Source organism: Nocardia sp. NPDC005998 (assembly GCF_040614395.1).
GTDB lineage: Bacteria > Actinomycetota > Actinomycetes > Mycobacteriales > Mycobacteriaceae > Nocardia.
Window position 1 is genome coordinate 107648 of record NZ_JBEXUI010000019.1, and the last position, 25727, is coordinate 133374.

At 66.1% G+C, this 25727-nt stretch carries 22 protein-coding genes and 1 pseudogene; 15 read left to right on the plus strand and 8 right to left on the minus strand.

Going from position 1 to position 25727, the window contains the following annotated elements:
- Window positions 1-417 precede the first annotated feature (417 nt).
- The 4 genes from ABZ293_RS24285 to ABZ293_RS24300 all read left to right on the plus strand — a co-directional run bounded on the left by ABZ293_RS24285 (window position 418) and on the right by ABZ293_RS24300 (window position 4796).
- Window positions 418-2007, plus strand: a complete 1590-nt coding sequence (locus ABZ293_RS24285) for a circularly permuted type 2 ATP-grasp protein (protein ID WP_355184154.1) — start codon at window positions 418-420, stop codon at window positions 2005-2007.
- Entirely contained in the window at window positions 2007-2981 is a 975-nt protein-coding gene (locus ABZ293_RS24290) for an alpha-E domain-containing protein (protein WP_355184070.1), read from the plus strand. The genes ABZ293_RS24285 and ABZ293_RS24290 overlap by 1 nt, the downstream gene beginning before the upstream one ends.
- Window positions 2978-3820 carry a transglutaminase family protein gene (locus ABZ293_RS24295; RefSeq protein ID WP_355184072.1) on the plus strand — a complete coding sequence of 281 codons (843 nt, stop codon included), beginning with the start codon at window positions 2978-2980 and terminating at the stop codon, window positions 3818-3820. Before ABZ293_RS24290 ends, ABZ293_RS24295 begins: the two co-directional genes overlap by 4 nt.
- Before the next feature lie 187 nt (window positions 3821-4007).
- Window positions 4008-4796, plus strand: coding sequence for an aquaporin (locus ABZ293_RS24300; protein ID WP_355184074.1), 789 nt, complete (start codon window positions 4008-4010; stop codon window positions 4794-4796).
- Window positions 4797-4990: 194 nt separating this feature from the next.
- Here ABZ293_RS24300 and ABZ293_RS24305 read toward each other — a convergent pair whose 3' ends face one another.
- Together ABZ293_RS24305 and ABZ293_RS24310 are read right to left on the minus strand one after the other, a co-directional pair.
- Window positions 4991-5569 carry a type II toxin-antitoxin system PemK/MazF family toxin gene (locus ABZ293_RS24305; protein WP_355184076.1) on the minus strand — a complete coding sequence of 193 codons (579 nt, stop codon included), beginning with the start codon at window positions 5567-5569 and terminating at the stop codon, window positions 4991-4993.
- Window positions 5570-5685: 116 nt separating this feature from the next.
- Complete coding sequence (locus tag ABZ293_RS24310) at window positions 5686-6414, minus strand: hypothetical protein (RefSeq protein ID WP_355184078.1); 729 nt, start codon at window positions 6412-6414, stop codon at window positions 5686-5688.
- A 147-nt stretch (window positions 6415-6561) separates the two neighbouring features.
- On the opposite strand from ABZ293_RS24310, the gene ABZ293_RS24315 reads away from it, so the two are divergent.
- The 3 genes from ABZ293_RS24315 (at window position 6562) to ABZ293_RS24325 (ending at window position 9883) form a co-directional block, all read left to right on the plus strand.
- Complete coding sequence (locus ABZ293_RS24315) at window positions 6562-7215, plus strand: DUF6304 family protein (protein WP_355184080.1); 654 nt, start codon at window positions 6562-6564, stop codon at window positions 7213-7215.
- 86 nt (window positions 7216-7301) lie between these two features.
- Window positions 7302-9164: a translation elongation factor 4 gene (lepA, locus tag ABZ293_RS24320; protein WP_355184082.1), complete on the plus strand. Its 1863-nt coding sequence runs from the start codon at window positions 7302-7304 to the stop codon at window positions 9162-9164.
- Window positions 9165-9298: 134 nt separating this feature from the next.
- Window positions 9299-9883: a Uma2 family endonuclease gene (locus ABZ293_RS24325; RefSeq protein ID WP_355184084.1), complete on the plus strand. Its 585-nt coding sequence runs from the start codon at window positions 9299-9301 to the stop codon at window positions 9881-9883.
- Between the two features lie 2 nt (window positions 9884-9885).
- Here the strand turns inward: ABZ293_RS24325 and ABZ293_RS24330 are convergent, their stop codons facing one another.
- The 3 genes from ABZ293_RS24330 to ABZ293_RS24340 all read right to left on the minus strand — a co-directional run bounded on the left by ABZ293_RS24330 (window position 9886) and on the right by ABZ293_RS24340 (window position 12474).
- Window positions 9886-11319 (minus strand): HAMP domain-containing sensor histidine kinase, encoded by a 1434-nt coding sequence (locus tag ABZ293_RS24330; protein ID WP_355184086.1) that lies wholly within the window; start codon window positions 11317-11319, stop codon window positions 9886-9888.
- Entirely contained in the window at window positions 11316-12014 is a 699-nt protein-coding gene (locus ABZ293_RS24335) for a response regulator transcription factor (RefSeq protein ID WP_355184088.1), read from the minus strand. Before ABZ293_RS24335 ends, ABZ293_RS24330 begins: the two co-directional genes overlap by 4 nt.
- Before the next feature lie 70 nt (window positions 12015-12084).
- Window positions 12085-12474 (minus strand): hypothetical protein, encoded by a 390-nt coding sequence (locus ABZ293_RS24340; protein WP_355184090.1) that lies wholly within the window; start codon window positions 12472-12474, stop codon window positions 12085-12087.
- Window positions 12475-12889: 415 nt separating this feature from the next.
- On the opposite strand from ABZ293_RS24340, the gene ABZ293_RS24345 reads away from it, so the two are divergent.
- Window positions 12890-15223 (plus strand): hypothetical protein, encoded by a 2334-nt coding sequence (locus ABZ293_RS24345; RefSeq protein WP_355184092.1) that lies wholly within the window; start codon window positions 12890-12892, stop codon window positions 15221-15223.
- A gap of 85 nt (window positions 15224-15308) precedes the next feature.
- Window positions 15309-17108: a hypothetical protein gene (locus ABZ293_RS24350; protein ID WP_355184094.1), complete on the plus strand. Its 1800-nt coding sequence runs from the start codon at window positions 15309-15311 to the stop codon at window positions 17106-17108.
- A 7-nt stretch (window positions 17109-17115) separates the two neighbouring features.
- Here ABZ293_RS24350 and ABZ293_RS24355 read toward each other — a convergent pair whose 3' ends face one another.
- Window positions 17116-19101 (minus strand): glycoside hydrolase family 15 protein, encoded by a 1986-nt coding sequence (locus tag ABZ293_RS24355; protein ID WP_355184096.1) that lies wholly within the window; start codon window positions 19099-19101, stop codon window positions 17116-17118.
- Window positions 19102-19204: 103 nt separating this feature from the next.
- Between ABZ293_RS24355 and ABZ293_RS24360 the strand changes: the two genes are divergently transcribed.
- Window positions 19205-19492: a hypothetical protein gene (locus ABZ293_RS24360; protein ID WP_355184098.1), complete on the plus strand. Its 288-nt coding sequence runs from the start codon at window positions 19205-19207 to the stop codon at window positions 19490-19492.
- Between the two features lie 153 nt (window positions 19493-19645).
- Here the strand turns inward: ABZ293_RS24360 and ABZ293_RS24365 are convergent.
- A pseudogene (locus ABZ293_RS24365) lies at window positions 19646-19984 on the minus strand (transglycosylase family protein); the annotation flags it as partial.
- A 377-nt stretch (window positions 19985-20361) separates the two neighbouring features.
- Complete coding sequence (locus ABZ293_RS24370) at window positions 20362-21432, minus strand: M48 family metallopeptidase (protein ID WP_355184100.1); 1071 nt, start codon at window positions 21430-21432, stop codon at window positions 20362-20364.
- Window positions 21433-21538: 106 nt separating this feature from the next.
- On the opposite strand from ABZ293_RS24370, the gene ABZ293_RS24375 reads away from it, so the two are divergent.
- The 5 genes from ABZ293_RS24375 to ABZ293_RS24395 all read left to right on the plus strand — a co-directional run bounded on the left by ABZ293_RS24375 (window position 21539) and on the right by ABZ293_RS24395 (window position 25666).
- A complete protein-coding gene (locus ABZ293_RS24375) occupies window positions 21539-21628 on the plus strand; it encodes an Ms4533A family Cys-rich leader peptide (protein WP_309546086.1) in 90 nt (29 codons plus the stop codon).
- A gap of 169 nt (window positions 21629-21797) precedes the next feature.
- Window positions 21798-22856, plus strand: coding sequence for a sulfate ABC transporter substrate-binding protein (locus ABZ293_RS24380; RefSeq protein WP_355184102.1), 1059 nt, complete (start codon window positions 21798-21800; stop codon window positions 22854-22856).
- A gap of 214 nt (window positions 22857-23070) precedes the next feature.
- Window positions 23071-23871: a sulfate ABC transporter permease subunit CysT gene (gene cysT / locus ABZ293_RS24385; protein WP_354952973.1), complete on the plus strand. Its 801-nt coding sequence runs from the start codon at window positions 23071-23073 to the stop codon at window positions 23869-23871.
- A complete protein-coding gene (gene cysW, locus ABZ293_RS24390) occupies window positions 23868-24674 on the plus strand; it encodes a sulfate ABC transporter permease subunit CysW (RefSeq protein WP_355184104.1) in 807 nt (268 codons plus the stop codon). Before cysT ends, cysW begins: the two co-directional genes overlap by 4 nt.
- On the plus strand, window positions 24671-25666 hold the full coding sequence (locus tag ABZ293_RS24395) for a sulfate ABC transporter ATP-binding protein (RefSeq protein ID WP_354952894.1): 996 nt from the start codon (window positions 24671-24673) through the stop codon (window positions 25664-25666). Before cysW ends, ABZ293_RS24395 begins: the two co-directional genes overlap by 4 nt.
- Window positions 25667-25727 lie beyond the last annotated feature (61 nt).

Sequence of the window (25727 nt, forward strand, 5' to 3'; positions counted from 1 at the left end):
TTCCTGTCGCTGAGTGGACTGTGCTGAAAAGTTCGCGAGCGCGCGTTGGTAACCGGACTGATCAGGTAACGCGACGCCGAAGATCGAGGTTACCAGCCGTCGCGTCGCACACGAAATCACCACCACCCGACATGCGAAATCGCCACCGCGCGAACGGTTCGATCGGCAACATTACCGACCGTAGTAATTGGGCGGAAACCAGGAGTGATGCAAGAAATTTACCTGCGTCTCACACTGCATTGATGCTGCGTGTAGCACGATTTTTGCATGACTCCCGTGTCGTCGCCACGTTCGGCTCGATCTCTGGCACCGCCGCGTGCCCGGTCGAACGGGCATGCGAACGGCAACGGTCGAGCAACCACTTCGGGACTGTTCGAGGGCTACGGCCCCGGTCGGTACGCCGATGCCTTCGACGAGATGTTCGACGGCCAGGGCCGAGTGCGCCAGCCGTACCGGGGCATCTTCTCGGCGCTGGCGCCCATCGATGTGGCCGATCTCGCGGCTCGCTCCGATGCGCTCGACCGCGCCTTCATCGATCAGGGCATTACCTTCTCGCTGTCCGGACAGGAGCGGCCCTTCCCGCTCGATCTGGTGCCCCGGGTGATCGCAGCCGCCGAATGGGCCAAGCTGGAGCGCGGGATCAAGCAGCGGGTGACCGCGCTGGAACTGTTCCTCGCCGATGTCTACGGCGAGCAGAACATCCTGCGCGACGAGGTCATCCCGAAGCGGCTGGTGACCTCGTGCCAGCACTTCCACCGCGAGGCCGCCGGACTGGTGCCGCCCAACGGGGTGCGCATCCATGTGGCGGGCATCGACCTGATCCGCGACGAACGCGGCGATTTCCGGGTGCTGGAGGACAATCTGCGCTCGCCGTCCGGGGTCTCCTATGTCATGGAGAACCGGCGCACCATGGCCCGGGTCTTCCCGGATCTGTTCTCCTCGCACCGGGTCCGCGCGGTCGGGGACTATCCGACCCATCTGCTGGCCGCGCTGCGCGCCTCGGCCGCGCCGAACGAGGCCGATCCGACGGTCGTGGTGCTGACCCCGGGCGTCTACAACTCGGCCTACTTCGAACATTCGCTGCTGGCCAGGCAGATGGGGGTGGAATTGGTCGAGGGACGCGACCTGTTCTGCCGCGACAATGTCGTCTATATGCGGACCACGGCGGGGGAGCGCCAGGTCGACGTGATCTACCGGCGCATTGACGACACCTTCCTGGACCCGATGCACTTCCGGCCCGATTCGGTGCTCGGCGTCGCCGGGCTGGTGAATGCCGCGCGCGCGGGCAATGTGGTCATCTCCAGCGCAATTGGCAATGGCGTCGGCGATGACAAGCTGACCTACGCGTATGTGCCGACGATCATCGAGTACTACCTCGGCGAGAAGCCGGTGCTGCCCAATGTCGACACCTATCGGTGCTGGCTCGACGAGGAGCGCGAAGAGGTGCTCGATCGCCTCGATGAACTGGTGATCAAACCCGTCGAGGGCTCCGGCGGCTACGGCATCGTCATCGGACCGGTTGCCTCGCCACGGGAGTTGGAGGCAACTCGGCGCAAGATCAAGTCGGATCCGCGGGGCTGGATCGCGCAGCCGGTGGTGCAGCTGTCCACGGTGCCGACCAAGATCGGAAGTGCGCTGGTTCCACGCCATGTCGACCTGCGGCCGTTCGCGGTCAACGACGGTGATGACATCTGGGTGCTGCCGGGCGGTCTGACCCGGGTGGCATTGCCGGAGGGCTCGCTGGTGGTCAATTCCAGTCAGGGCGGCGGTAGTAAGGACACCTGGGTGCTGGCCGGGCGGACCTCACCCGACGACCGTGAGCTCGCTGGCGAGGAGCTGGTCAGCGATCCGCCACAGTCCGACCAGCGCGAGCTGGGCCGGGAATTGACCGCGGCGCAGGCGAATCAGCAACAGCAGCAGCAACAACAGGAACAGCGGCTGGGATCGATGCGCCAGCGACAAAGCCGATCGACCGGGCAGCAGCAACAGGGCGCGGTGATGCGCTGATGCTGGCCCGCAATGCCGAATCCCTGTACTGGATCGGAAGATACGTCGAACGCGCCGACGATACCGCCCGCATCCTGGATGTCGCGGTGCATCAGCTGCTCGAGGACGCCACGGTGGACCCGGACCGCACTTCGCGAGTCCTGTTGCGGGTATTGGGGATCGAACCGCCCGACATCGAACTCGATGTCTGGTCGGTGACCGACCTCGTGGCGTTCAGCCACGACCACGGCAATTCCATCGTCGATTCGATCGCCAATGCCCGCGAAAATGCCAGGGGCGCACGCGAAGTCACCTCCAGCGAGATGTGGGAGTGCCTCAACGCCACCTTTATCGGGCTCGCCGCGGCCGAGAAGGCCGCCCGCAGCCTCGGTCCGCACGAATTCTTCCACTACATCAAGGACCGGGCGGCAATGTTCGCCGGACTCTCCGATTCCACCCTCAGTCGCGACGACGGCTACCGCTTCCTACTGCTCGGCCGATCCATCGAACGCGTGGATATGACCGTGCGCCTGCTGCTTTCACGCGCGGGCGACCGCACCTCGTCACCGGCCTGGGTGACCGTACTGCGCTCGGCGGGCGCACACGACACCTACCTGCGTACCCACCGCGGCGCACTAGATGCCAATCTGGTCGCCGAGTTCATCCTGCTCGACCGGCTCTTCCCACGTTCGGTCTTCCATTCGGTGCGGGTGGCCGAGGCCTGCCTGGCCGAACTCGATCAGCGCCCGAGCAGCCGGGTCGGCGCCCGACACGAGGCGCAGCGACTGCTCGGCCGGGCCCGCAGCGAACTCGAATTCCTGCCGCCCGGTGCGCTTTTGGAGGATCTGCAGAATCGCCTGCTCTCGCTGCAGAAGACCTGCCGCGAGGTCAGCGAGGCGATCGCATTGCAGTACTTCCACGCCGCGCCGTGGGTTGCCTGGACCGATCTGCGCAGTAGTCACGACAACCATGCGCAGGTGGAGGGAGAGCTGTGAGCTGGCGGATCAGGGTGGTGCACACCACCGGATATGTATACGACGCTCCGGTTACCCGGTCGTTCAACGAGGCTCGGCTCACCCCGCGTGCGGACAGCAGGCAGAACGTCATCCTGAACCGGGTCGAGACGGTGCCATCCACCCGGTCCTACCGCTACACCGACTATTGGGGCACCGCGGTCACCTCCTTCGATCTGCATGCGCCGCATACCGAATTGGAGGTCACCGGATCATCAGTGGTGGAAACCGAACCGTTCGCGGGTCCGGCCGAGGAACTGTCGTGGGAGGAGTTGCGTTCCGAACACATCCGTGACCGCTTCGACGAAATGCTCTCGCCCACCGACTATGTGCCGCAGGACAAGAAGCTGGCCGCGGTCGCGAGGCAACTCGCCCGCGGTGTGCCGCCCGCGAAGGCCGTTGTGCGCGCGGCCGAATGGGTGCACGCCGAAATGAACTACATCACGGGGACCACCTCGGTGCACACCTCGGCCGTGCAGGCCTTCGCCGATCGCCAAGGCGTATGCCAGGACTACGCGCATTTGACGCTGGTGTTGTTGCGCAGCATGGGGATTCCGAGTCGTTACGTCTCCGGCTATCTGCACCCCAATCCGGCCGCCGAGATCAATACGACGGTTGCCGGGCAGTCACACGCCTGGATCGAGGCGTGGACCGGCGCGTGGTGGGGCTACGACCCGACCAACAATATCGCCATCAATGAACAGCACATATCCGTCGGCGTCGGCCGCGACTACGCGGATGTGCCGCCGCTGAAGGGCATTTTCTCCGGCGGTGGCTCGACCGATCTGGAGGTCGTCGTGGAGATCACCCGTCTCGCCTAGGCTCCCGGGCGTCCCCGGACCTTTGTGCCGGTCGTGGGTGGTGCGACAGCCGTCGCGGATATCTCGTGGTCGTTGTAGTGCTCACCGGTCTCGCGTAACGTCCCTTGCACATCAGCCGTGATTTTCGTAGCAGGTCCCAGGCAGATCCCCGTGCCAGCGGGGATGACCCTTTCGGAAGGTGGCGCGCATGTCTCCCACTGCTCAGGAAGTCGTCGAGGAAGTCACCGAACTGGAGCCGACGCCGGAGCCCAAGAAGTGGGCGGCCGAGGCGTTGGGCACCTTCGTCCTGGTTATCGGCGGTGTCGGCACCGCCGTGCTGGCCGGTGAGCGGGTCGGCGCGCTCGGCGTGGCATTCGCGTTCGGACTGTCCCTGCTGTTCCTGGTCTATGCAATCGGGCCGATCTCCGGCTGCCACGTGAATCCGGCCGTGACCGTCGGACAGCTGCTGATGGGCAGGCTTTCGGTGATCTCCGCGGTCGGCTATGTGATCGCACAGTTGATCGGCGCCTTCCTGGCCGGGCTGGTGCTGTTCGCGATCGCCAAGAACCTGCCGTCCTACGACCGCGCGGTCAATGGGCTCGGTGCGAACGGCTGGGGTAAGCACAGCCCGTCCGCGATGCGCGGTCCGCTGGGACAGGTGGTGATCCAGAACGGGTACGGCCTGTCGGCCACGATCATTGTCGAGGTCATGCTGACCGCGCTGCTGGTCTTCGTGGTGCTGGCCTCGACCGACCAGATCTCCGATATCCCACAGGCCGGACTGTCGATCGGTCTCACGCTCACGGTCATCCACCTGATCTCGATCCCGGTGGACAACACCTCGGTGAACCCGGCCCGCAGCCTCGCCGTCGCCTTCTACCAGGACGGCGCCGGTCCCCAAGTCTGGGCGTTCATCGTATTCCCGCTGATCGGTGGCGTACTCGGCGCACTGGTCTACGGCGTGCTGTTCGGCCGCTCCCGCGAGATGGTGTCCTGACCGCCTCGCCGCGCCTCAGGCCGACCGGTGAGTGCCGCGAGAGCTGCGTTGCGGACCGGCTGGTCGATGCTGGTTGAGCTAGCTCGTCCCCGGCGAGTTACCCAGGTAATTGCGAGATCAGTTGTTGCGTGGACATTCTCGTGCCAGCCCAGGTCGATGAGAGCACGACGTGCATGATGGCACCCGATTCCCGATCAGTACCAGTCGTATTCGGCGCACAGACGATGTGCGACCAGGTCGAAGGTCTTGCGTGCCAGGATCGCACCCTCGCGGCGGATACCGTCCTCCGGTACGTCGAGGACCCGGTCGAGGCGGACCCAGCTCGGCCTGCCCTCGTGATCCCAACTGCCGCTGCCGATTCCGACCCAGTTCCGGTCATACGCGCGTTCCGGATTCGACGACAGCATCAGGCCGAGCAGGGTTCTGCGGTCGCGCCCGACGACGAGCACCGGGCGATCCTTGCCGTTGTTCGGATCCTCCTCGTAGGGCACCCAGGTCCACACGACCTCGCCGGGATCGGCGCGGCCGTCCAATTGCGGGCAGTAGACGATCTGCCTGGCCCGCTCGCCCGTCGGCACCGGGGTGGAGGCGGCCGGGCGAATCGCCACCGCAGGGGCCTTGCGGGTCGCCAGCGAGCCGACCGCACGTTCGAGCAATGACGAACGCTGTAGCTTGTCGACCAGCTTCGGTCCCTGCTCCTTGACGATCTTGGGACTCTGCGCCTTCGCAATGAGGCCTAGCTGCTTGCCGATCGAGTTCCAACTTCGGGCCATCCTTGGATGGTAACGGCGCGGTCTCGTCTTCTCATCCGCACCGCCTACCGGTCGGTAGCACTAACGACTTGCGGTTCGCGGTCGCGGTCGTGTGAGGTGCGCAGACGATTCGCGCATCATGCTCCGCTGTGCTGGCGTGTCCGTAGCGAAAACGGTTGCAGCACGGGATATCTGCTGACGGAAACGGTATCGAGGTCGCGATCGGCGCCGATCCGCGCGACCGAGTCCAGCATGCGGCGCACCCGATCCTGGAACTCGGCCGCGTCGCGCGTGTCGTACCAGACCATCGGATCGGTGAGCGCCGCGGCCGGAAACTGTTCCTCGACAATGGCATCGATGGCGGGCGCGTCCGGTGTGATCGCCCGGACCACCACGTTCTGGGTGTAGCCGAACGTCGACTGCGTCGCGATGGCCACTTCGGTGTGCTCGTGCTGCCAGCGTCGCAGCCATTCCTCATGGGTGAGTTCGGCGGGTCGGCGCAGAAAGGCCAGATTGCCGAAGCCCTCGGTGCGCGTGGCGACCGCATCGTCGAGCCGCAGCGGCACGGACTCGGTCACCAGGTAGCCGTGTGCCGCCGTGGCGTATGCACCGAGGATCTCGGCCGCGGCCGTGGCCGCTGGGCCGTAGCTCTGCTCGACCCAGAGGGTGACGACCGCGGTGATCGGCGGATCCAGCGTGACCATGCGCATCAGCGCGGCCCGGACCGCCGCATCACGGACATAGACGGTGACACCCGCCACTCCGAGGTCGACCAGGCGCGCGGCCACGGTGGTGCGCAGCGATTCACACCACGAGTCGGTCGCGTCGGAATCGGACCGGCGCAGAACGAAGACCAATTTCTCCACCCGCCGAAGGTACGGCCCGCAGACCCTGCGTTGTGCGGGATTTGTCCGATTGTCGGGACGGATTCGGCGATGTCGAGCATCCCAGTTCGACGCGTGCGCATTCTCCGCTAGAGTCTGCGGAATTCGTCGTGCGGAAGGTATCCAGCTGTGCAGCCGCAGGTTTTTCCGGGAACCTACGAGGACGGACACGGTATCGAGCACATCGTGTGGCGGATCGGGCCATCGCGGCATTGGGGTCCGAACCGCTTCGATATCCGAACTGTGATCCGTGGTGTCCCCGTGGCGGGTCCGGATTTCGACGCGCTCGGTCCCTTTGACCAGGGCGCCGCACTTCGGGTGGGACTGCCCATCGACGAGTGGGATGCCATTTCCGGCTGCACCTTCTCCGGCGAGTTGCCCGGCATGGTGCAGGTGGGCGGCGAGCAGCGACCCGGTCCGATCCATTTCCTGCTGACACTGCCGCCCGGTGGGACCGGTGAGTCACTGCAACTCGCTGTCGAGATCGATGGGCAGACCTACCAGGCCACCGACCGGTACTTCGAGGACGCGCTGTTCCGACTGGGACAGCAGTTTCCCGACGACGTCCGCCTGATCTCCTGTATGACGTGCCTGTTTTCCGACTACTCGCCATACGGGCACGGCCTCACCGGCATGTGGTGTCATCGCGAGGCCAGGGACAAGTACCTTGCGGTCCGCTCCAAGGACGACTATTTCGAGGTGCCGGTCACCGAGCAGGTACCCGAGACCTATCTGTGCGCCGACTATGAGCGCCGCATTCCAGGCACCGGCTATCGGGGCTGAAAAGTGGTTCGGAACGCAGAACGGTGCACCGCTGACAGGGTCTTTACCGCGCGCATGGGACGATGGACGGCAGTTTGCCGATACCCATGAGGAGTGGAGTGCCCGCCAGCTTCGCCGACACGACGTTCACCGATCCCGCCCGGATCCGGAACTTCTGCATCATCGCGCACATCGACCACGGCAAGTCGACGCTGGCCGACCGCATGCTGCAACTGACCGGAGTGGTCGAGGAGCGGGCGATGCGCGCCCAGTACCTGGACCGAATGGATATCGAGCGCGAGCGCGGCATCACCATCAAGGCCCAGAACGTCCGACTGCCCTGGCAGGTCGACGGCACCGACTACGTACTGCACCTCATCGATACCCCCGGCCACGTCGACTTCACCTATGAGGTGTCGCGCGCGCTGGAGGCGTGTGAGGGCGCGGTGCTGCTGGTCGACGCGGCGCAGGGCATCGAGGCGCAGACGCTGGCGAATCTGTACCTGGCGCTGGACAAGGATCTGACGATCATCCCGGTGCTCAACAAGATCGATCTCCCGGCCGCGGATCCCGATCGTTACGCGGGCGAGATCGCGCACATCATCGGTTGCGAACCCGAGGACGTGCTGCGGGTCTCCGGTAAGACCGGCGTCGGTGTGCCGGAACTGCTGAACAAGGTCATCGAGGCGGTGCCGGCGCCGGTCGGCGATCCGGACGCACCGGCCCGGGCCATGATCTTCGACTCGGTCTACGACACCTACCGCGGCGTGGTCACCTATGTCCGGGTGGTGGACGGCAAGATCGTTCCGCGCGAGAAGATCAAGATGATGTCCACCGGCGCGACGCACGAACTGCTCGAGGTCGGCATCGTCTCCCCGGAGCCCAAGCCCACCCAGGGGCTCGGCGTCGGCGAGGTCGGCTATCTGATCACCGGCGTGAAGGATGTGCGCCAGTCGAAGGTCGGCGATACCGTGACCTCCGCCCGCGGCGGTGCGACCGAACCGCTGACCGGCTACCGCGAGCCACGCCCGATGGTGTACTCCGGTCTCTACCCGGTGGACGGTTCGGACTACCCGGACCTGCGCGACGCACTGGACAAGCTCCAGCTCAACGACGCCGCCCTGACCTACGAGCCGGAGACCTCGGTGGCCCTCGGCTTCGGCTTCCGGTGCGGGTTCCTCGGTCTGCTGCATATGGAGATCACCCGCGAGCGGCTGCAGCGTGAATTCGATCTGGATCTGATCTCCACCGCGCCCAACGTGGTCTACAAGGTGGAGATGGAGGACGGCGCCGAACACGTCGTTACCAATCCCTCGTACTGGCCCGAGGGCAAGGTCCGGCATGTGTACGAGCCGGTGGTCAAGTGCACGATCATCTCGCCGAGCGAATTCATCGGCTCGATCATGGAACTGTGCCAGGCGCGTCGCGGTGAACTCGGCGGTATGGACTACCTGTCGGAGACCCGCGTCGAACTGCGCTACACCATGCCGATGGCCGAGATCATCTTCGACTTCTTCGACTCGCTGAAATCACGTACCCGCGGCTATGCCAGCCTCGATTACGAGGAGGCGGGTGTGCAGGAGTCGGCGCTGGTGAAGGTGGACATCCTGCTGCAGGGCGAGGCGGTGGACGCGTTCTCGGCGATCGTGCACCGCGACGCCGCCCAGGCCTACGGCCACAAGATGACCACCAAACTGCGCGAGCTCATCCCGCGCCAGCAGTTCGAGGTGCCCATCCAGGCCGCCATCGGCTCCAAAATCATTGCCCGCGAAAACATCCGCGCCATCCGCAAGGACGTCCTCGCCAAGTGCTACGGCGGTGACATCAGCCGCAAGCGCAAACTGCTCGAGAAGCAGAAGGAAGGCAAGAAGCGCATGAAGACGATCGGCCGCGTCGACGTTCCCCAGGAAGCCTTCGTCGCCGCGCTCTCGTCGGACGCCGCCTCCGACAAGCCGAAGGGGCAGAAGTAAGCCGGTCCGGGCGGATAACCGGACTGGTCAACAACCAGTGGCCGCGGTTGTAACCGTGTGCCACTGATTTCGTGCGGATTCGATGCAGATCACGTCTGCTGGCAGCAGTATGCGCGCGGGATAAGTTCGAGGGGGTGGCTGTGGTGGAGCAGGATCTGATCCTCACAAGTGAGTTCGAGTCGATTGCTCGTGCGGTCGAGCGCGAGATCGAGGGTGTCCAACTTGAACTTATCGGCGGACGGCTTGCGGTCAAGCGCCTGTCGGATGGTGGCCATGGCCGGATCCTCAACTGGCTACTTCTGCTGTTCATGCCGCTCAACCCGCAGCTATTCCTGCATGTTGCGGGGCAAGGATTGGCCGTAGGGACCGATTACAGGGGACGGGCGCGCCCGGACGGGGTGTTGGCGCCATTGGATGCGTTTGCCGGAACGGGTGAATGGGCTCCAGCCGAGGCTGTCGCGATGACCGTCGAAGTCACTTCACGCGGTTCGGACAGTAATGAGCGCGACCGCGTGGAAAAGCCTATTGCGTACGCCCAAGTGGAGATTCCGATCTACTTGCTCATCGACCGCGACTCGGCCGAGGTAGTGGTTTACAGCAAGCCGAATGGCGACAAGTACCTCGATGTGCACCGGTATGCGATCGGCCTCGAGGTGACGTTGCCGGAACCGGTGGCCGTCACACTCGATACCGCGCCGCTACTGGACTGGATTCGCTGAGTTCAGGAAGTGCGTGCGGCGATCCGCACGCGCAGACGAACACCGCCGAGCGGGGCGTGGTCGAGTTCGGCTGTGCCGGAGTGGAGTTCGGCTTGTTGGCGGACCAGGGCCAAGCCCAGGCCGGAGCCGGGGGAGCCGGGGCCTTTGGTGAAGCGGTCGAAGGCGGTGGGGCGGAGGGGTTCGGGGATGCCGGTGCCGTCGTCGTCGATGATGATCTCGACTTGGGTGGGTGCATCGGAGGCGTTGTGGGGGAAGGCATTCGGATCGGCGAAGGTTGCGTCACCTGGGCTGGTAGCGGCGGTGCTCGGATCGGCATGGCCCGGACCAGTCGCGGTCGGCTCAGTAGGGCTCGCCTCAGTGGCGCTCGGATCGCAGCATCGGGCAGCGATCGTGATGGTGCGGGCGTGACCGTGCTGTACGGCGTTGGCGACGGCGTTCGTGACGATCAGCATGAGGCCGCCGGGTAGACCGGTCACCGTGGTCGGGGCGCATTCGGTGAGGTCGATATGTGCCTCGGGATGGCGGCGGCGGGCGTCCTGTACCGCGCGGTCGAGGGTTTCGCAGAGTTCGAAGGGTTCGAAGGTGTCGGATTCGGTGAGTTCGCCGACCGCGAGTCGTTCCAGATCGGTCAGGGTGTTCTCGATGTGGCGTTCGGTGAGCAGCACGTCGGCGAGTACCGTGCGCTGCTGCTCAGCGGGTAATTCCTTGGTGGCCAGGACTTCCAGGTCGGTGCGCATCGCGGTCAGCGGTGTGCGCAGCTCATGGGCACAGACCGCGGCGAAGTCCCTGGCGCTGGCCAGCGCGCGATTGGTGGCGCCGTGTGCCGCCTCGAGCCGCGCCAGCATGCGGGTGATGGCATCGGAGAGTTCCTCGGCTTCACGCGCGCCGCGGCCGGACAATGGCGGCAGTTTCTCCAGCGTGTCGATGCCATGTGTGGCGGTGGCCAGTTTCCGCAGCGGTCGAGCGGCATAACCGGCCAGAAACCAGCCGAGCGTGGCGGCCAGCAGTACGCCGCCGACCGCGACCGACAGGCCGATCAGCTGGCTGCGCCGGATTGCCGAGTCGACGGCGGCACGGTTCGGGCGCAGCACCACGGCAAGGCCGGGCGCTCCGGCAACCGGGGCGACGGCGTCGTCGGCGAACTGGACCACGTGTGGCGGACCAGTTGGAAGTGGTATCCGCGCAATGTCTTCCGGTAAGGGGAGCGGGGGTAGCACATCGACCGGCAGACCGGGAGACGGCACGATATCCGCGGGCCGCGCGACCCGGACGTGCATCGTCTGCACCGTCTGATCCAACTGCCGTGAACTCGCGGTGGCGAGCAGTGCGAAGTACGCGACACCGAGCACGACCGCCACCAGCGCGGCGACGACGCCCGACACCAGCGCCACCCGAGCGCGCAACGACAACGACACCTTCAGCATTCGCCGACTCACGCTTCCTCCCGCAGTACGAAACCCACCCCGCGCACCGTGTGGATCACCCGTCGCGCACCGTGCTCCTCCAATTTGCGCCGCAGATAGGAGACGAACACATCCACCACATTGGTGTCGGTGGTGAAGTCATAACCCCAGACCGCGGACAGGATCTGCGTGCGGCTGAGCACGATGCCGGTGTTGTCGGCCAGCAGCGCGAGCACCTCGAATTCCCGTTTGGTCAGCTCCACTTGCTGTCCGCTGGCGAACACCCGGTGTCCGGCCCGATCGATCCGGACCTGTCCGACCTGGCGGTGGCCGTCGCCGGACGGCTGCCCGGCCGCGGGCCGACGGCGCAGCAGTGCGTGCAGCCGGGCGACCAGCTCACCGAGGTCGAAGGGTTTGGTCAGGTAGTCGTCGGCGCCGCGCTCCAGGGCGGCGATGCGATCGCTGACCGCGGTGCGGGCGCTGAGTACACAGATCGGAATGTCGTTGCCCATCGCGCGCAATGCCGTAACCACGCCCGCCCCATCGAGATTCGGCATATTCACATCGAGCACCATGGCGTCCGGTTCGGTGCGGTGGACCATGGCCAGCGCCTCGGCGCCGTCACCCGCGGTGACCACCTCGAAGTCGGACAGTTCGAGCCCGCGCCGCAGTGACGCGAGAACTCGAACCTCATCGTCGACGACCAAGATGCGCTGTCCGCCCGTCATCCGGCCAACCACCTCATCGAATCGCTGCCGGATGCTGTCGTCATGGGGCCACGATAGAGCCGGCGCGCGGTCAGCTGCCGCTGCTGCCGGTAGCAGCCGGTTGCGCGGGGTGGACAGGCACGGCGCCGGGTCGGTGTTCGATGATCACGTGCGGACCACCGGGCTGAGCGGGGCCGACAATGACCGGTCCGGACGGATCGATATCCGGGCAGTCGGGCAGCGCGGCGCCCGGTGGCAGCGGTGCGGCCGGAACGGCGACCTGCGGCCCCGGCTCGCCCTGGATCACCACGTGCGGGTCGCCGGGAGCGATCAGCACACACGTCACGGTCGGACCACCGCCCGGCTGCGGCGGCTGGGCCGAGGCGGCGCCCGCGACCAGCGCGGACGCCGTCGCGGCGAATGCCGTCCCGGTGACGATGGCGACAGTGCGGGCTCGGCCGCGTCCGAGGGGTGCGGACATGATGCGATCTCCTTCGCGTCGGTGCCGGGTCGTCCCGGCGAGATCGACGCTAGGGAACCGAACTTCACCGTCTCTCGAGAAATTGTTAGAGATCTCTTGCAGCCCATCGAAGTACGGGCTGTACGGGTCGCCACCGACGAGTTAGTCTCGTCGGCACGGCTTCGGCCGCTGCACGGCTCGGTTCGAAGTGCTCGATCAGGTCCAAATAACAACACCTGCACCCGGTTTGAGATGCCCGCAGAATCGGGGCTTCCGTTCTGGTTTTTCCAATGGCAAGGTTGTGTTGCTTGTCACAGTCGTATTCTTTGCGGACCTGCAGAATGTGACAGTTGGGTTTTCCGGAATATCGTTAGTTGATCTTCACTCGGTCTGCCCGGCGTGGTGAGGATGCTGGAAACCTGAGAGTGGAGCTTGCATGACGAGTGACCTGCCCTTCGACAGCGATGACACCGATGCTGACGACCGTGGGGGAGATACCGCCTATCGCGTCGCCACCGGCGTCGCGCGGGTAGCGCGGGCGGGCGCGTACGTCACCGGTGGCGCCCTGATCGCCGCCAACGGCGGTACCGCGCCCGTGCATCCCGGTGGGCAACGGCTCGACAGCTGGACCTCGGCCTACTCTCGTGATCCCGATGCGGACGCACCGAGTCCGGTGGTGACCTTCCCGGATCCGGATCCGAATTCGGCACCGCCCGCACCGATTCACGGGCACACGCCGGCACCGCGCGATATCGGCGTCAATGCTCCGTTCACCATCCCGGACGCGCCGAACGTCGGTCTGCAGTTCGGTTCGCCACCGCAGCAGCACACGCCGCAGCCGTGGCAGGACGCCGCCCACGGCAACGGCTACCAGCCCGGACTCGCCCTCGGTACCGAGAGCGAGCGCTCCGGACTCGATCTGCACAGCGAGACGCCGCAGTCCGGTCTCGGTTTCGGCACCGGCCATGCGGGCGGCGGCTTCGGTGGCGCGCCCGGACTCGACTTCGGCCAGGGCGGTTTCGGGCTGCCCGGACACGGCCTGGGCCAGGAGGGCCACGGCTTCGGTCTGCCCGGCGCGAACGGATTCGTCGCGCCCGGCTCCAACCCCTTTGTCCTGCCCCGCATTCCGGTGGCCGGGACGGCCAGCGACACCGCAGCCGCGGGCCCGGTGAGCGAGACCGAAGACGCCGACGGCAGTAGCGCAGCGAACGCGGGCGGTGGCGCTCCGTTCTTCGGCGGCAATATGTTTCACACCGGCGCGCCCGCGGGCAGCGGTGACCTGTTCCACGGCGCCGACGCGTTCCATGGCGCCGATGCGTTCCATGGCGCCGACGCGTTCCATGGCGCGGATATGTTCCATGGCGTGGGAAATCCGGATGCCGTCGGGGTATTCCTCAATGCGGACGCCAGCTTCAGCGTGCACACCGAACTCGCAGTGGACTTCGGCGTCGGCCCGAACGGGATGTACCTGAACACACATTCCAAGGTCGAGGTCAACGGCGCACTGAAGGTCGAGACCGGTGCCGGTCGGGTCGGCGACAATATCGACCGGTTCTCCGACTGGCTCGGCCAGACCCCCGGCACGACCGGACGTTCCGGGCTGGACCAGTCCGGCGCCTCGGGGCACAGCTCGAGTAGTGCGTCGACCACGCAGCCTGCCGGGTCCGTTCCCCAGTACTCGGCCGCCGCGCAGCCCGTCGCGGTGCAGCCCGCTCAGCCGTTCGTCGCACCGGTTGCCCCGATCGCGCCGCCGGTCGCGCCGCCAGCACCGGTGGTTGCCCCCGCTGCGGTCGCCGCGCCGGTTGCGGCCACGCCGCTGCAGACCACGATCCAGCCGGATGCGGCGAGCACCCCGGTCGCCAATGTGCTTGTGGCGCCGACGGGTCCGTCGCCGCTGACCGCGCCCGCCGCGGTGGCGCCCGCGCTGTTCGAGCCCAAGCCCGTACCGGCCAAGCCGGTCCTGGTCGACGATTCGCATTCGCCGCACTCGCCGCTGACCAATGTCCCGACCACCGTCACCAAGACGGTGCCGGTTCCGGTTATCCCCGGCGACAGCACCGCCGGGCATCCGACCAAGGTGCCCGACCCGGCCAGCACCAAGACCCCTGGCGCCACCCTCCCCGGCACCGACATCACCGGCACGACCAAGATCCCGGGTACCCAGGCGCCGACCACGCACGCGCCGAGCACAAATGCGCCCAGCACCAACGCGCCCAGCACCAACGCGCCGAGCCACCCCGCAACCCCGACTGTGCCGGATGATGACGATGTGACGCTCCCCGGCACCGGCCACGGTGGCGGCACCACCCCGAGCACCGGCCACGGCGGGGCCACCCCGAGCACCGTCAACGGCGGAACCGGGGGCAACTCCGCCCCGACCACACACACCCCACCGACGGTGGACATCCCGACCAACGAGCCGACGGTTTCGGTGCCGACGGCCACCCACTCCGTGCCGACCCTCGCGCCGACCGTGGATATCGACATCCCGACGATGAATTCCCCCGCGCCGATCCCGACTCCGCAGACCCACGTGCCTGTCCCGACGATGCCGGCACCGGTCACCCCGATGCAGCCGCCGATCGACGTCAAGCCGCATCCGATCGCCGCGGAACTCGGCGACCCGGCCGACTTCGCGCATCCGATATATGAACCCGACCATTCGGCGCTGACCTTGATCGCCGGTGGTCTGTCCGCCCCGCTGCTGCCCGATGCGGCCGTCGACGACGGCCACCACCTGGCATCGGGGCTGGACATCGCCCTGATCTAGGAAACCTGATGGGGGTCGCGCGCACCCGTCGCGCTGGCGCATGTCATCGTCGAATGCGATATCCGTACGACAGTTAGGAGGAGGGTTGTCTGCCGCAGCCGGGCTGGAGGCCGCCACGGTGAAACATCCGCAGGTCATGGCGCCGGTCATCGGAATTCTCGATCAACTGCAGGAGATGACCCGCTCCGTGGGCCGGGACGATCTGAGCGGCCGACTGAATATGGTGCGGGCCAGGGTCGGTGACCCGCGGCTGCGCCTCGTGGTCGTCGGTGCGTCCAAGAGCGGTATGAGCACCCTGGTCAACGGTTTGGTCGGGGCCAGGGTCAGCGCCACCGAGAGTGCGCTGAGCGTGCCGGTGATCGCGGAGTACGGACCCGAGCCGACGGCGGTGCTGGTGAAATCGCTCGGCGCGGGCCGCATCGAACGTCAGTCGGTCGATCCGCTCGATCCGGGTCCGGCGCTGGCCGCCGACGGGGTGATCCGCGCCGAATTCACCGAGCCGAGTCCGCTGCTGGCCGATGGCGTGGTCCTGATGGACGCGCCGGGCGGCAATGGCGAGGACCACACCACCTGGTCGATGATCGCCGCCGCCGATGCCGTGCTCTACGTCGGTGACGCCGGAACCGAGTTCACCGCGGAGCAGATCACCTATCTCGACCGCATCCAGCAGATCTGCCCCACGGTGATCTGCGTGCTGAACAAGATCGACCTGCACCCGCACTGGCAGCACACTCAGCAGCGCAATCGTGAGCTGCTGGACGCGGCCGGACTCGGCTTCGCGGTGGCCCCGGTTTCGGCGCTGCTGCACCAGCAGGCGGGCAACTATCAGCGCGATATCGAATCGGGCGTACCTCAGCTCGTCGACCATCTGCGCGATTATGTGGTGGGCAGGGCCGACACCCTGGTCCTGGCGGCCGCGGCCAATGACATCCGGCTGGTCGCCGACCATCTTGCGGTAACCCTGCGGACCGAGGCCGAGGCGCTGCGCGATCCGCGCCGCCGGGTGGAGATCACCGAACAATTGGTGGCCGCCCGCGACCAGGCCGATCAGCTGCGGCAGCGCTCGGCCAACTGGCAGGTCACCCTCGGCGATGGCAGCACCGAGTTGATGGCCGATATCGAACACGATCTGCGGCACCGGTTGCGCAGTCTGGTCCGCGACACCGAGGCCGAGATCGCCCAGACCGATCCGGCCCGGCGCTGGAAGGATTTCGGCGCCGATCTGGACGCGCGCATCTGCGAGGCCGTCGAAGAGAATTTCGTGATGGCGCACTACCGGGCAGTGGAACTGTCCGAACAGGTGGCGGCCAAATTCCCGGCCGATCACCGCACCCCGCCACTGCCGGACCTACGCCTGCACAATCCCGGTGAAGTTCTCGGGCCCGTCGCGCCGCTGGATTCCCTGACCAGTGCGAAAGCCGGTGTGATGGCGCAATTCCTGACCGTTATGCGCGGCTCCTACGGTGGCCTGCTGATGGTGGGTGTGCTGACCAGTCTGCTGAAAATGCCGCTGGTGAACTGGTATTCGGCCGCCGCCGCGCTGCTGCTCGGCGCGAATGCGCTCTGGGACGATCGCAAGGCTCGCCGGCAGCGCCGTCAGGCCGAGGCGAAGGTTTCGGTGGCCAGGCTGATGGACGATGTCGTCTTCCAGGTCGGCAAGGAATCGCGAAATCGGTTGCGCGCACTGCAGCGCACCCTGCGCGACCACTTCACCGATATCGCCACCGATGTGCTGCGCACCGCCGACGAGCGGTTGCGCGTGGCGGAGGTGGCCTACGGCAAGTACGGCGATCACCGCGAGGAGCGGATCGCCGACCTCGACGTCCAGCTCGGCAAGCTGCGCGGACTGCGCGCCGATGCCGATGGCATCAGCGCGGCCGCGTAAATATCGGTCAGGACGGGTGAACGGCCGGCAAGTGTGCCGGTTGGAATGTGCCGCTGGTGTGTGACTGCTCGGCCCTGATCACATGCGTCACCGCATTGATCAGTGCCAGATGGGTAAAGGCCTGCGGGAAATTGCCGAGGTGACGTCCACTGCGCGAGTCGATTTCCTCGGCATACAGCCGCAGCGGGCTGGCATAGCCGAGCAGGCGCTCGCACAGGTGCCGGGCCCGCTGCACTTCGCCGATTTCCACCAGCGCGGAGACCAGCCAGAACGAGCAGATGGTGAAGGTGCCCTCGGCGCCGGACAGGCCGTCGTCGGTGGTCTCGGTCCGATAGCGCAGCACCAGACCGTTTTCGGTGAGTCGGTCGGCGATCGAGAGCACGGTGGCGCGCACCCGGTGGTCGGTGGGCGGCAGGAAACGGTTCAGCACCACCAACAGCAGTGACGCGTCCAGGGTGTCGCCGCCGTAGGTCTGGGTGAAGACACCGTTGGCGTTCACGCCATTGGTGAGGATATCGGCCTTGATCTGATCGGCAATGGCGTACCACTCGCTGGCGCGTTCGTATTCGCCGTGCAGTTCGGCCAGTTTCGCGCCGCGGTCCAGCGCCACCCAGCACATCACCTTCGAGGAGGTGAAATGCTGTGGTTCACCGCGGACTTCCCAGATACCGCGATCGGGCTCGCGCCAGCCCTTGATGGCCGCCTCGACTTGGCGCTCCAACAGCGGCCACAGCGATTCCGGCACTTGCTGGCGGGATTTCACGTGCAAGTACACCGCGTCCAGCATGGTGCCCCAGATATCGTGCTGATCCTGGTTGTAGGCGCCATTGCCGATGCGCACCGGTTTGGCGCCGTCGTAGCCGGTCAGATTGTCGAGCGTGGTCTCGGCGAGCTCACGTTCGCCGCCGATACCGTAGAGCACCTGCAGCGGAACGGATTCGCCGTTATCGCCGGTGGTGGCGTCTCTCAGAAACGCGAAGAAGTCATTGGCCTCGCGGTCGAGGCCGAGGGTGTACAGGCCCCACAGCGCGAAGCTGGAATCGCGCACCCAGGTATAGCGGTAGTCCCAGTTGCGTTGGCCGCCAGGGGTTTCCGGCAGGGAGGTGGTGGCGGCGGCCATCAGCGCACCGGTCGGCGCGTAGGTGAGTCCCTTGAGCGTCAGTGCGCTGCGCTGTAAGTAGTTGCGCCACGGATGATCGGGGAAATCGCCGAGGGTGATCCACTGCCGCCAGCATTCGGTGGTCTGCCACATCTTCTGGGCCGCGTCCTCGAAGGTGCGCGGTGCGGGCAGCTCCGACCAGGTCAGGGCGACGAACACCTCGTCGCCCTCCTTCATCCTGGTCCTGGCCCGCGCCTCGCGGCCCTCAAGACCCAGCCGCAGGTCGGTGGTCAGCACCAGGGTCGGGCCCGCGGTCGGGTCGAGCGTGCGCACCGCGGTCGCCTCCTCGTAGACCTTGCCGGTGTACTCCCAGCCGGCCGGGGCGCGGTGGTAGTCGAAGGCGGGTTCGCAGCTCATCTCCAGCTCGACCGTGCCGTTCACGCATTTCACCGTGCGCAGCAGGACGTGCTCGGCGTCCCAGTCCATCGGTGTGCGGCGATGGGTCTTGCTGCGCTGCTCGTTGTTGTGCCACGGGCCGAGTACCAGGGCGTCGCGCACGATCAGCCAGCCGGTCTCGGTCTGCCAGGTGGTTTCCAGGATCATGCCACCCGGCAGATACCGGCGCGCGGCAGGCACATTGACCCCGTACGGGCCGATCCGGAAGTGTCCGGCGCTGCGGTCGAGCATCGCGCCGAAGATGCTCGGCGAATCGGGCCTGGGCACACACATCCACTCGACCGAGCCATTGCTGGCGACGAGGCAGCTGGTCTCACAGTCGGACAGGAATGCGTAATCGTCGATCGGCGGATAGGTGGCGTGCTGACCCACCTTCAGGTGACTGAGCGTGGGCAGGTCGTCAGGTTCGTCGACGGTCGGATCATCGGTAGACGCCATACCTTATCTTCGGTCTGTCGGCCCATCTCGTCCACCGCCGCGCCGAACCCGGACCTGACGGCGCGATCTCGGCCGACCGCCCGGGCAGTATTAGGCTGGTGCCGTGCACAGGATCGCAGGATGGTGGGACGGCTTCGAGTTGTGGGTGGCGGGGTTGCCATTCATCCCGCAGTTCGTCGTGGTGCTGGTGGGCATGGTCCCGATCAGCTTCGCCATCGCCTACGTGCTGGATCGAGTGCTGCGGGTTTCCCTGCAGCTGCTCGGCCGCAATAGCGACGCTGTGCCGACCCTCACGGCTGAGGATGTGGTGACCGCGGAATCCGCCCTGATTCCTGAACTGGTCGGGCCGCCCGTCCCGGTGCGCGAGATCGCGCAGAGCGGGGTGCGTTGATGCCGCGTTCCCGGGTTCAGCTCGCCCTCGTCGCTCTGCTGGTGCTCATCGTCATCGCGTGGTTGTTCACGCGCTGACATTGTGCGGGGCCGACATGTCCCTACAGCGATCCTCTGAACGACCCCGCTGGACAGCTCCGCTGTCTCACCGGTGCAGGCCGAGCGCTGCCGAACAACCTGCCCAAGGACCCCAGCCCTGAGCGGCGAGTACCTGCTCGGCGACGGCGATCTGCTGTTCGCGGGTGGCCTTGTCGGCAGTCGGCGCGTATGCGGCACCGCCATATGCGGCCCATGTGCCCGGCGAGAACTGTAGGCCGCCCTGAAACCCGTTGCCGGTGTTGATATTCCAATTACCGCCCGACTCGCACGCGGCGAGGTTGTCCCATTCCTGATCGGTAGCGGCGGACGCTTGGCCAACGTATGCCATTCCGGCTCCGCCGATGATCGCGCTGGTGGCGACGATCTTCTTGAGTGGGGTGCCCAGAGCGCTCATATCGCAGTTCCTTTCGAGTCAGCAAACCTGATACAGGTGTCCAAGCATGAAAGGTGATCACTGGAGCTTTGGCCGTTCGAGTGTGTGCTGCACGCCGTGAGCTGATGTGGCAGTCCAGCGGTATCGTGTCCGCATCGCAATACAACCGATGTCATGTCTCAACCAGCTGGCAGCCTGCGGTTGGACGATACAAAGCCGCAACCGACCGACCTGAATGGGCGGTGTGATAGGCGCGTTAATAGCGACCTGGTGTGCCCAGCGGACCGGCCGCGAGCGGCCACATGCAGCGCACGCAAATGCCGGTTTCCGTGCGCGTATCGGTTACCGCGGGAGCGGAACGGGCACCGACCGCGCGGACGATGGTTTGCGCCCAGCCGTCACTCGTCGGCCGAGTTGTCCCGATCGGTGCGCCAGTCGTTGAACCGCTTGCCGATCTTGGAGACGGTCGCGCCGACCTCGTGACCCACCGTGCTCACCGCTGATCCGACATCGCGCCCCAGATTGCGCACGGTGCGGATCAGCGGGTCCTCGGATTGGTCGAAGTTCTGCCGGTAGGTGCGCGCGGCCTCCTTGATCTCATCGCTGATCTTGGTGTTCTTATCGTGTTCGCGGCGCGGGTAGTCGCCGCCGAGCATGCGGTTGTACTCGCCGGACTGGATCCAGCGGCGCAGCTCCGCGGCCCGCAGCACCGAGAACGGATGACTCTGCAGCTCCAGATTGAGCAGCTTGAGCACGCCGTCGCGCAGATCGCCGGAGCGCTCGTAGTCATCGGCCTGCTGCAGGAACGCGCCGTGGTTCATCTCCTTGATCCAGGTGCCGCCCGCGGTCTTCATATGCACCCGCACCGACGCCTCGACATCCTGGCCGCACAGCAGCCCGGCGCGGTCGCCGGAGAGTTCGGACTTGCGGCTCCACTCCATCAGCGCGGCCACGATCGCGCGCAGGGCCCAGCCGCCCACCGGCATCCAGCCCAGATTGGCCGAGATGCGCAGCAGATGCATGAGCATGGTGCGGTACACCGCGTGTCCGGACAGCGCGTGCCCGAGTTCGTGGCCGACGATGAAGCGCAGCTCCTCGGTATCCATCAGATCGATCAGCCCGGTGGTCAGCACGATGAACGGCTGGTCCATGCCGATGGTGAAGGCATTCACATGCGGGCTCTGCAGTACGAACATCTCGGGTGTGGTGTGCGCGTCCAGGATCTCCACACAGTCCTGACGCAACTGGTGCAGCGAGCGGAACTGGCGTTCGTCCACCCGCACCGCCGTGGCGAGGTAGAGCAGCCGATGCTGGCGTTCCTGAAGCAAACCGGACAGGGTACGCAGAATGGTGTCGAACCCGGCGAGTGAGCGCAGCGTCACCAGGGCGGTGCGGTCGGCGGGATGTTCCCACGCGCGAGTGCTGATATCGGGGAACCGGGTGCGTACCCGGTCCGGGCTGGTAGTCATGGGATGAAACCCCCCTCTTCCTGGAACTTTGTCGGTTTTTGCGGCCTGCAAGCGGATAGCTGGCGTTGATTCGAACTGGTGACGTTTCCTCTGCTACAGTCTGCCCGTGTCTTCGAGTGCCGTCCCGCAGGTCCGCCATGAATTGGCGTTGATCGCTGTCGGCAATCTCGCGGTCGCGGACATTCTCTGTCGCTGATCGGCGCCGGGCACTGCTGTGCACCCATCTTCTCTCTAAACTGGCGCGCAAACTTTTTCGCAGCAGTGGTCCGAACCTCAACGACCCCTCGGTCGGTAGTCGTGCCGCAGTTCGACCGTCGCGCCCCCTCGTCCACGTCGTGGCGGAGCGCTCAGGAAAGGTTCCACCCATGTCACCCAGGTCCTTGTTGTTCGGATCGTCCCGATCGCACCGTCGCCCGATGGTCGCCGCGCTGACCGCGGTCGCCGCCGTTGTGCTCACCGCGTGCGGTGGCGGAGCCAGTGACACCGTGGGCGGTGGTGGGGCCGACGGCAGCGGCGGCACGCTCAACCTCTACGCCTACGCCGTCCCCAAGCCCGGCTTCGACAAGGTCGTCCCCGAATTCAATAAGACCGATAAGGGCAAGGGCGTCCAGATCAACGGCTCCTACGGCGCATCGGGCGATCAGTCCCGCAAGGTCAAGGACGGCGCCGAGGCCGATATCGTCAACTTCTCGGTCGAACCCGATATCACCCGCCTCGTCGACGCCGGTCTGGTCGACCCGAGCTGGAATGCGGACGCCACCAAGGGAATTCCGTTCGGGTCGGTAGTCGCGATCGTCGTGCGCAAGGGTAACCCGAAGGGCATCAAGGACTGGGACGATCTGCTGAAGCCGGGCGTCCAGGTGGTCACCCCGAACCCGTTCAGCTCGGGCTCGGCGAAGTGGAATCTGCTCGCCCCGTACGCGGCCAAGAGCGATGGCGGCAAGAACCCGCAGGCGGGTCTGGATTACCTGAGCCAGCTCATCTCCAAGGAGCATGTGCAGGTGCAGCCGAAGTCGGGGCGCGAAGCGACCGAGACCTTCCTGCAGGGCACCGGTGACGTGCTGCTGAGCTATGAGAACGAGGCGATCTTCTCCGAGCGCAATGGCGATCCCATCGAGCACATCGTGCCGCCGACCACCTTCAAGATCGAGAACCCGGTCGCGGTGCTGAAGAGCAGCAAGCATCTGGAGCTGGCGAGCGCCTTCCGCGACTTCCTGTTCACCCCGGCGGGGCAGAAGGCCTGGGCCTCGGCCGGATTCCGCCCGGTCGACCCGAAGGTGGCCGCCGACTACGCCAAGGACTTCCCGACTCCGCAGAAGCTGTGGACGATCGCCGACCTCGGTGGTTGGAAGACCGTCGACAAGGAGCTGTTCACCCCGAACACCGGAACCGTCGCGGTCATCTATGACAAGGCCACCAAGTAACTCGGTGCGCTGAAATACCCGCGGCGTGCGCGACCGGCCAGGAAGAGGCCGCTCATAGCCACAAAGGGCCTCGCGTGCGCCGCACATCTACACGGGATACTGGACGACTGTGACAGATAGCAGCAGCACCGGGATCGGGCACGCGCCCGGTCCCGGTGGCTTCGAAGACGCGGGGAAATCCGCGCCCAAACCCACGAGCCGAAGCTGGTCGTGGCTGCGGGTGACCGGTTCGGTGGGTCCGCTCGGCATCGCCACCGCGGTGCTGTGGCTCAGCATTATCGTGCTGCTACCACTGGCCGCGCTCACCGTCACCTCATTCGACGACGGCTGGTCCGGATTCTGGGATGCCATCACCGCGCCCGCCGCCATCGATTCGCTGCGCATCACCGTTGTCGTCTCGGTGGTGGTCGCGGTCATCAATGTGCTGATGGGCACGCTCATCGCCTGGGTTCTGGTGCGCGACGAATTCCCGGGTAAGAGCATCGTCAACGCGCTCATCGATCTGCCGTTCGCACTGCCGACCATCGTCGCCAGCATTGTGCTGCTGTCGCTGTACGGGCCGCAGAGTCCGATCGATATCCACCTCAACGCCACCCAGCCCGGCCTGGTCGTGGCATTGGCGTTCGTCACATTGCCGTTCGTGGTCCGCTCGGTGCAGCCGGTGCTCATCGAGGCCGACCGCGAGGTCGAGCAGGCCGCGCTGTCCCTCGGCGCGGACAACTGGACCACCTTCCGCCGCATCGTCCTACCGACCCTCGCACCCGCCATCATCAGCGGCGGCGGTCTCGCCTTCGCCCGTGCGATCGGCGAATACGGTTCGGTGGTGCTGATCGGCGGCGCCATCCCGCGCAAGACCGAGATGGCCTCGCAGTACATCCAGAAACAGATCGAGATCGACCGGCCGGTGAATGCGGCCGCGGTTTCGGTCGCGCTGCTGGCCGTATCGTTCGCGACCCTGCTGGTGCTGCGGCTGTGGGCCGAGCGCACCGCACGCAAGGAGCAGGAGGCGCGATGAATCTGTCCTGGCCGACCCGTATCTCGCTGCGCACCGTTGCGCTGGGCTACCTGTTCGTACTGCTGGTGCTGCCGCTGATCATCATTCTGTGGCGCACCTTCGAAAAGGGGATCGGTGCGTTCATCGACTCGATCTCCACACCGGCGGCGATCTCGGCATTCCAGCTGTCGATCCTCATCGTGGCGATCGTGGTCCCGGTGAACGTCGTCTTCGGCATCGTTACCGCAATTGCCCTGGTACGCGGCAAGTTCCCGGGCCGCACCCTGGTGCAGGGCATCGTGGATCTGCCCTTCGCCGTCTCGCCGGTGGTGGTCGGCGTCGCGCTGATCCTGCTGTGGGGTGCGGACGGCTGGTTCGGCGGACTGGAAGACTTCGGCTTCAAGGTGATCTTCAACCTGCCCGGCATGGTGATCGCCACCATCTTCGTCACGTTGCCGTTCGTGGTGCGCGAGGTCGAGCCGGTGCTGCACGAGATCGGCGATGATCAGGAGCAGGCCGCTGCGACCCTCGGAGCCTCGCGCTGGCAGACGTTCTGGCGGATCACCCTGCCCGCCATCCGCTGGGGCCTGACCTACGGTGTGGTGTTGACCGTTGCGCGCGCACTCGGCGAATTCGGCGCGGTGATCATGGTGTCCTCGGCACTGCCGGGTAAATCGCAGACGCTGACGCTGCTCGTACACGGTCGATACATCAACGACCACAACACCTTCGGCGCCTACTCCGCCGCCACCCTGCTGATGGGCCTGGCCCTCGTAGTCCTTCTGTTGATGACCCTCCTCGAACGTAAGCGGGGCACCAAGTGATCACCGTGACCAATGCAAAGAAGAACTACGGTTCCTTCGCTGCCCTGAACGATGTCAGTATCGATATCCCGTCCGGGGAGCTGACCGCATTGCTCGGCCCGTCGGGTTCGGGCAAATCGACCCTGCTGCGCTCGATCGCGGGCCTGGAGTCGCTGGATTCCGGCGTCGTCGCCATCGCGGGCAGCGATGTCACGCATGTGCCGCCGCAGAAGCGCGATATCGGCTTCGTATTTCAGCACTATGCCGCGTTCAAGCACATGACCGTGCGCGATAACGTCGCCTTCGGACTCAAGATCCGCAAGCGCCCCAAGGGGGAGATCGCCAAGCGCGTGGACGAACTGCTCGGCATCGTCGGCCTCGACGGCTTCCAGCACCGCTATCCGGCCCAGCTCTCCGGCGGCCAGCGCCAGCGCATGGCACTGGCACGCGCGCTCGCCGTCGACCCGCAGGTGCTGCTGCTCGACGAGCCCTTCGGCGCCCTCGATGCCAAGGTGCGCGCCGATCTGCGCACCTGGCTGCGCCGCCTGCACGAGGAGGTCCACGTGACCACCGTGCTGGTCACCCACGACCAGGAGGAGGCGCTCGACGTCGCCGACCGGATCGCGGTGATGAACAAGGGCCGCATCGAACAGGTCGGCAGCCCGGAGGATGTCTACGACCGTCCCGCCAACGAATTCGTCATGTCCTTCCTCGGCGCGGTGGCCCGGCTCAACGGGCATCTGGTGCGTCCGCACGATATTCGGGTCGGCCGTGACCCCAGCATGGCGCTGGCCGCGCACGAGGGCACCGCGGAATCGGCGGGTGTCACCCGCGCCACCGTGGAACGCGTTGTACATCTGGGTTTCGAGGTGCGCGTGGAACTGCGCAATGCCGCCACCGGCGATCTGTTCGCCGCCCAGGTGACCCGCGGCGACGCCGAGGCATTGCGGCTCAGCGACGGGGAAACCGTCTATGCGCGGGCCACTCGCATTCCGGAACTGCCTGCCGGATAGGGGCGAATTCGACTCCGCTTTATCGGCCGGATTTCCGTGTGGGCGAAATCTATACCCATTT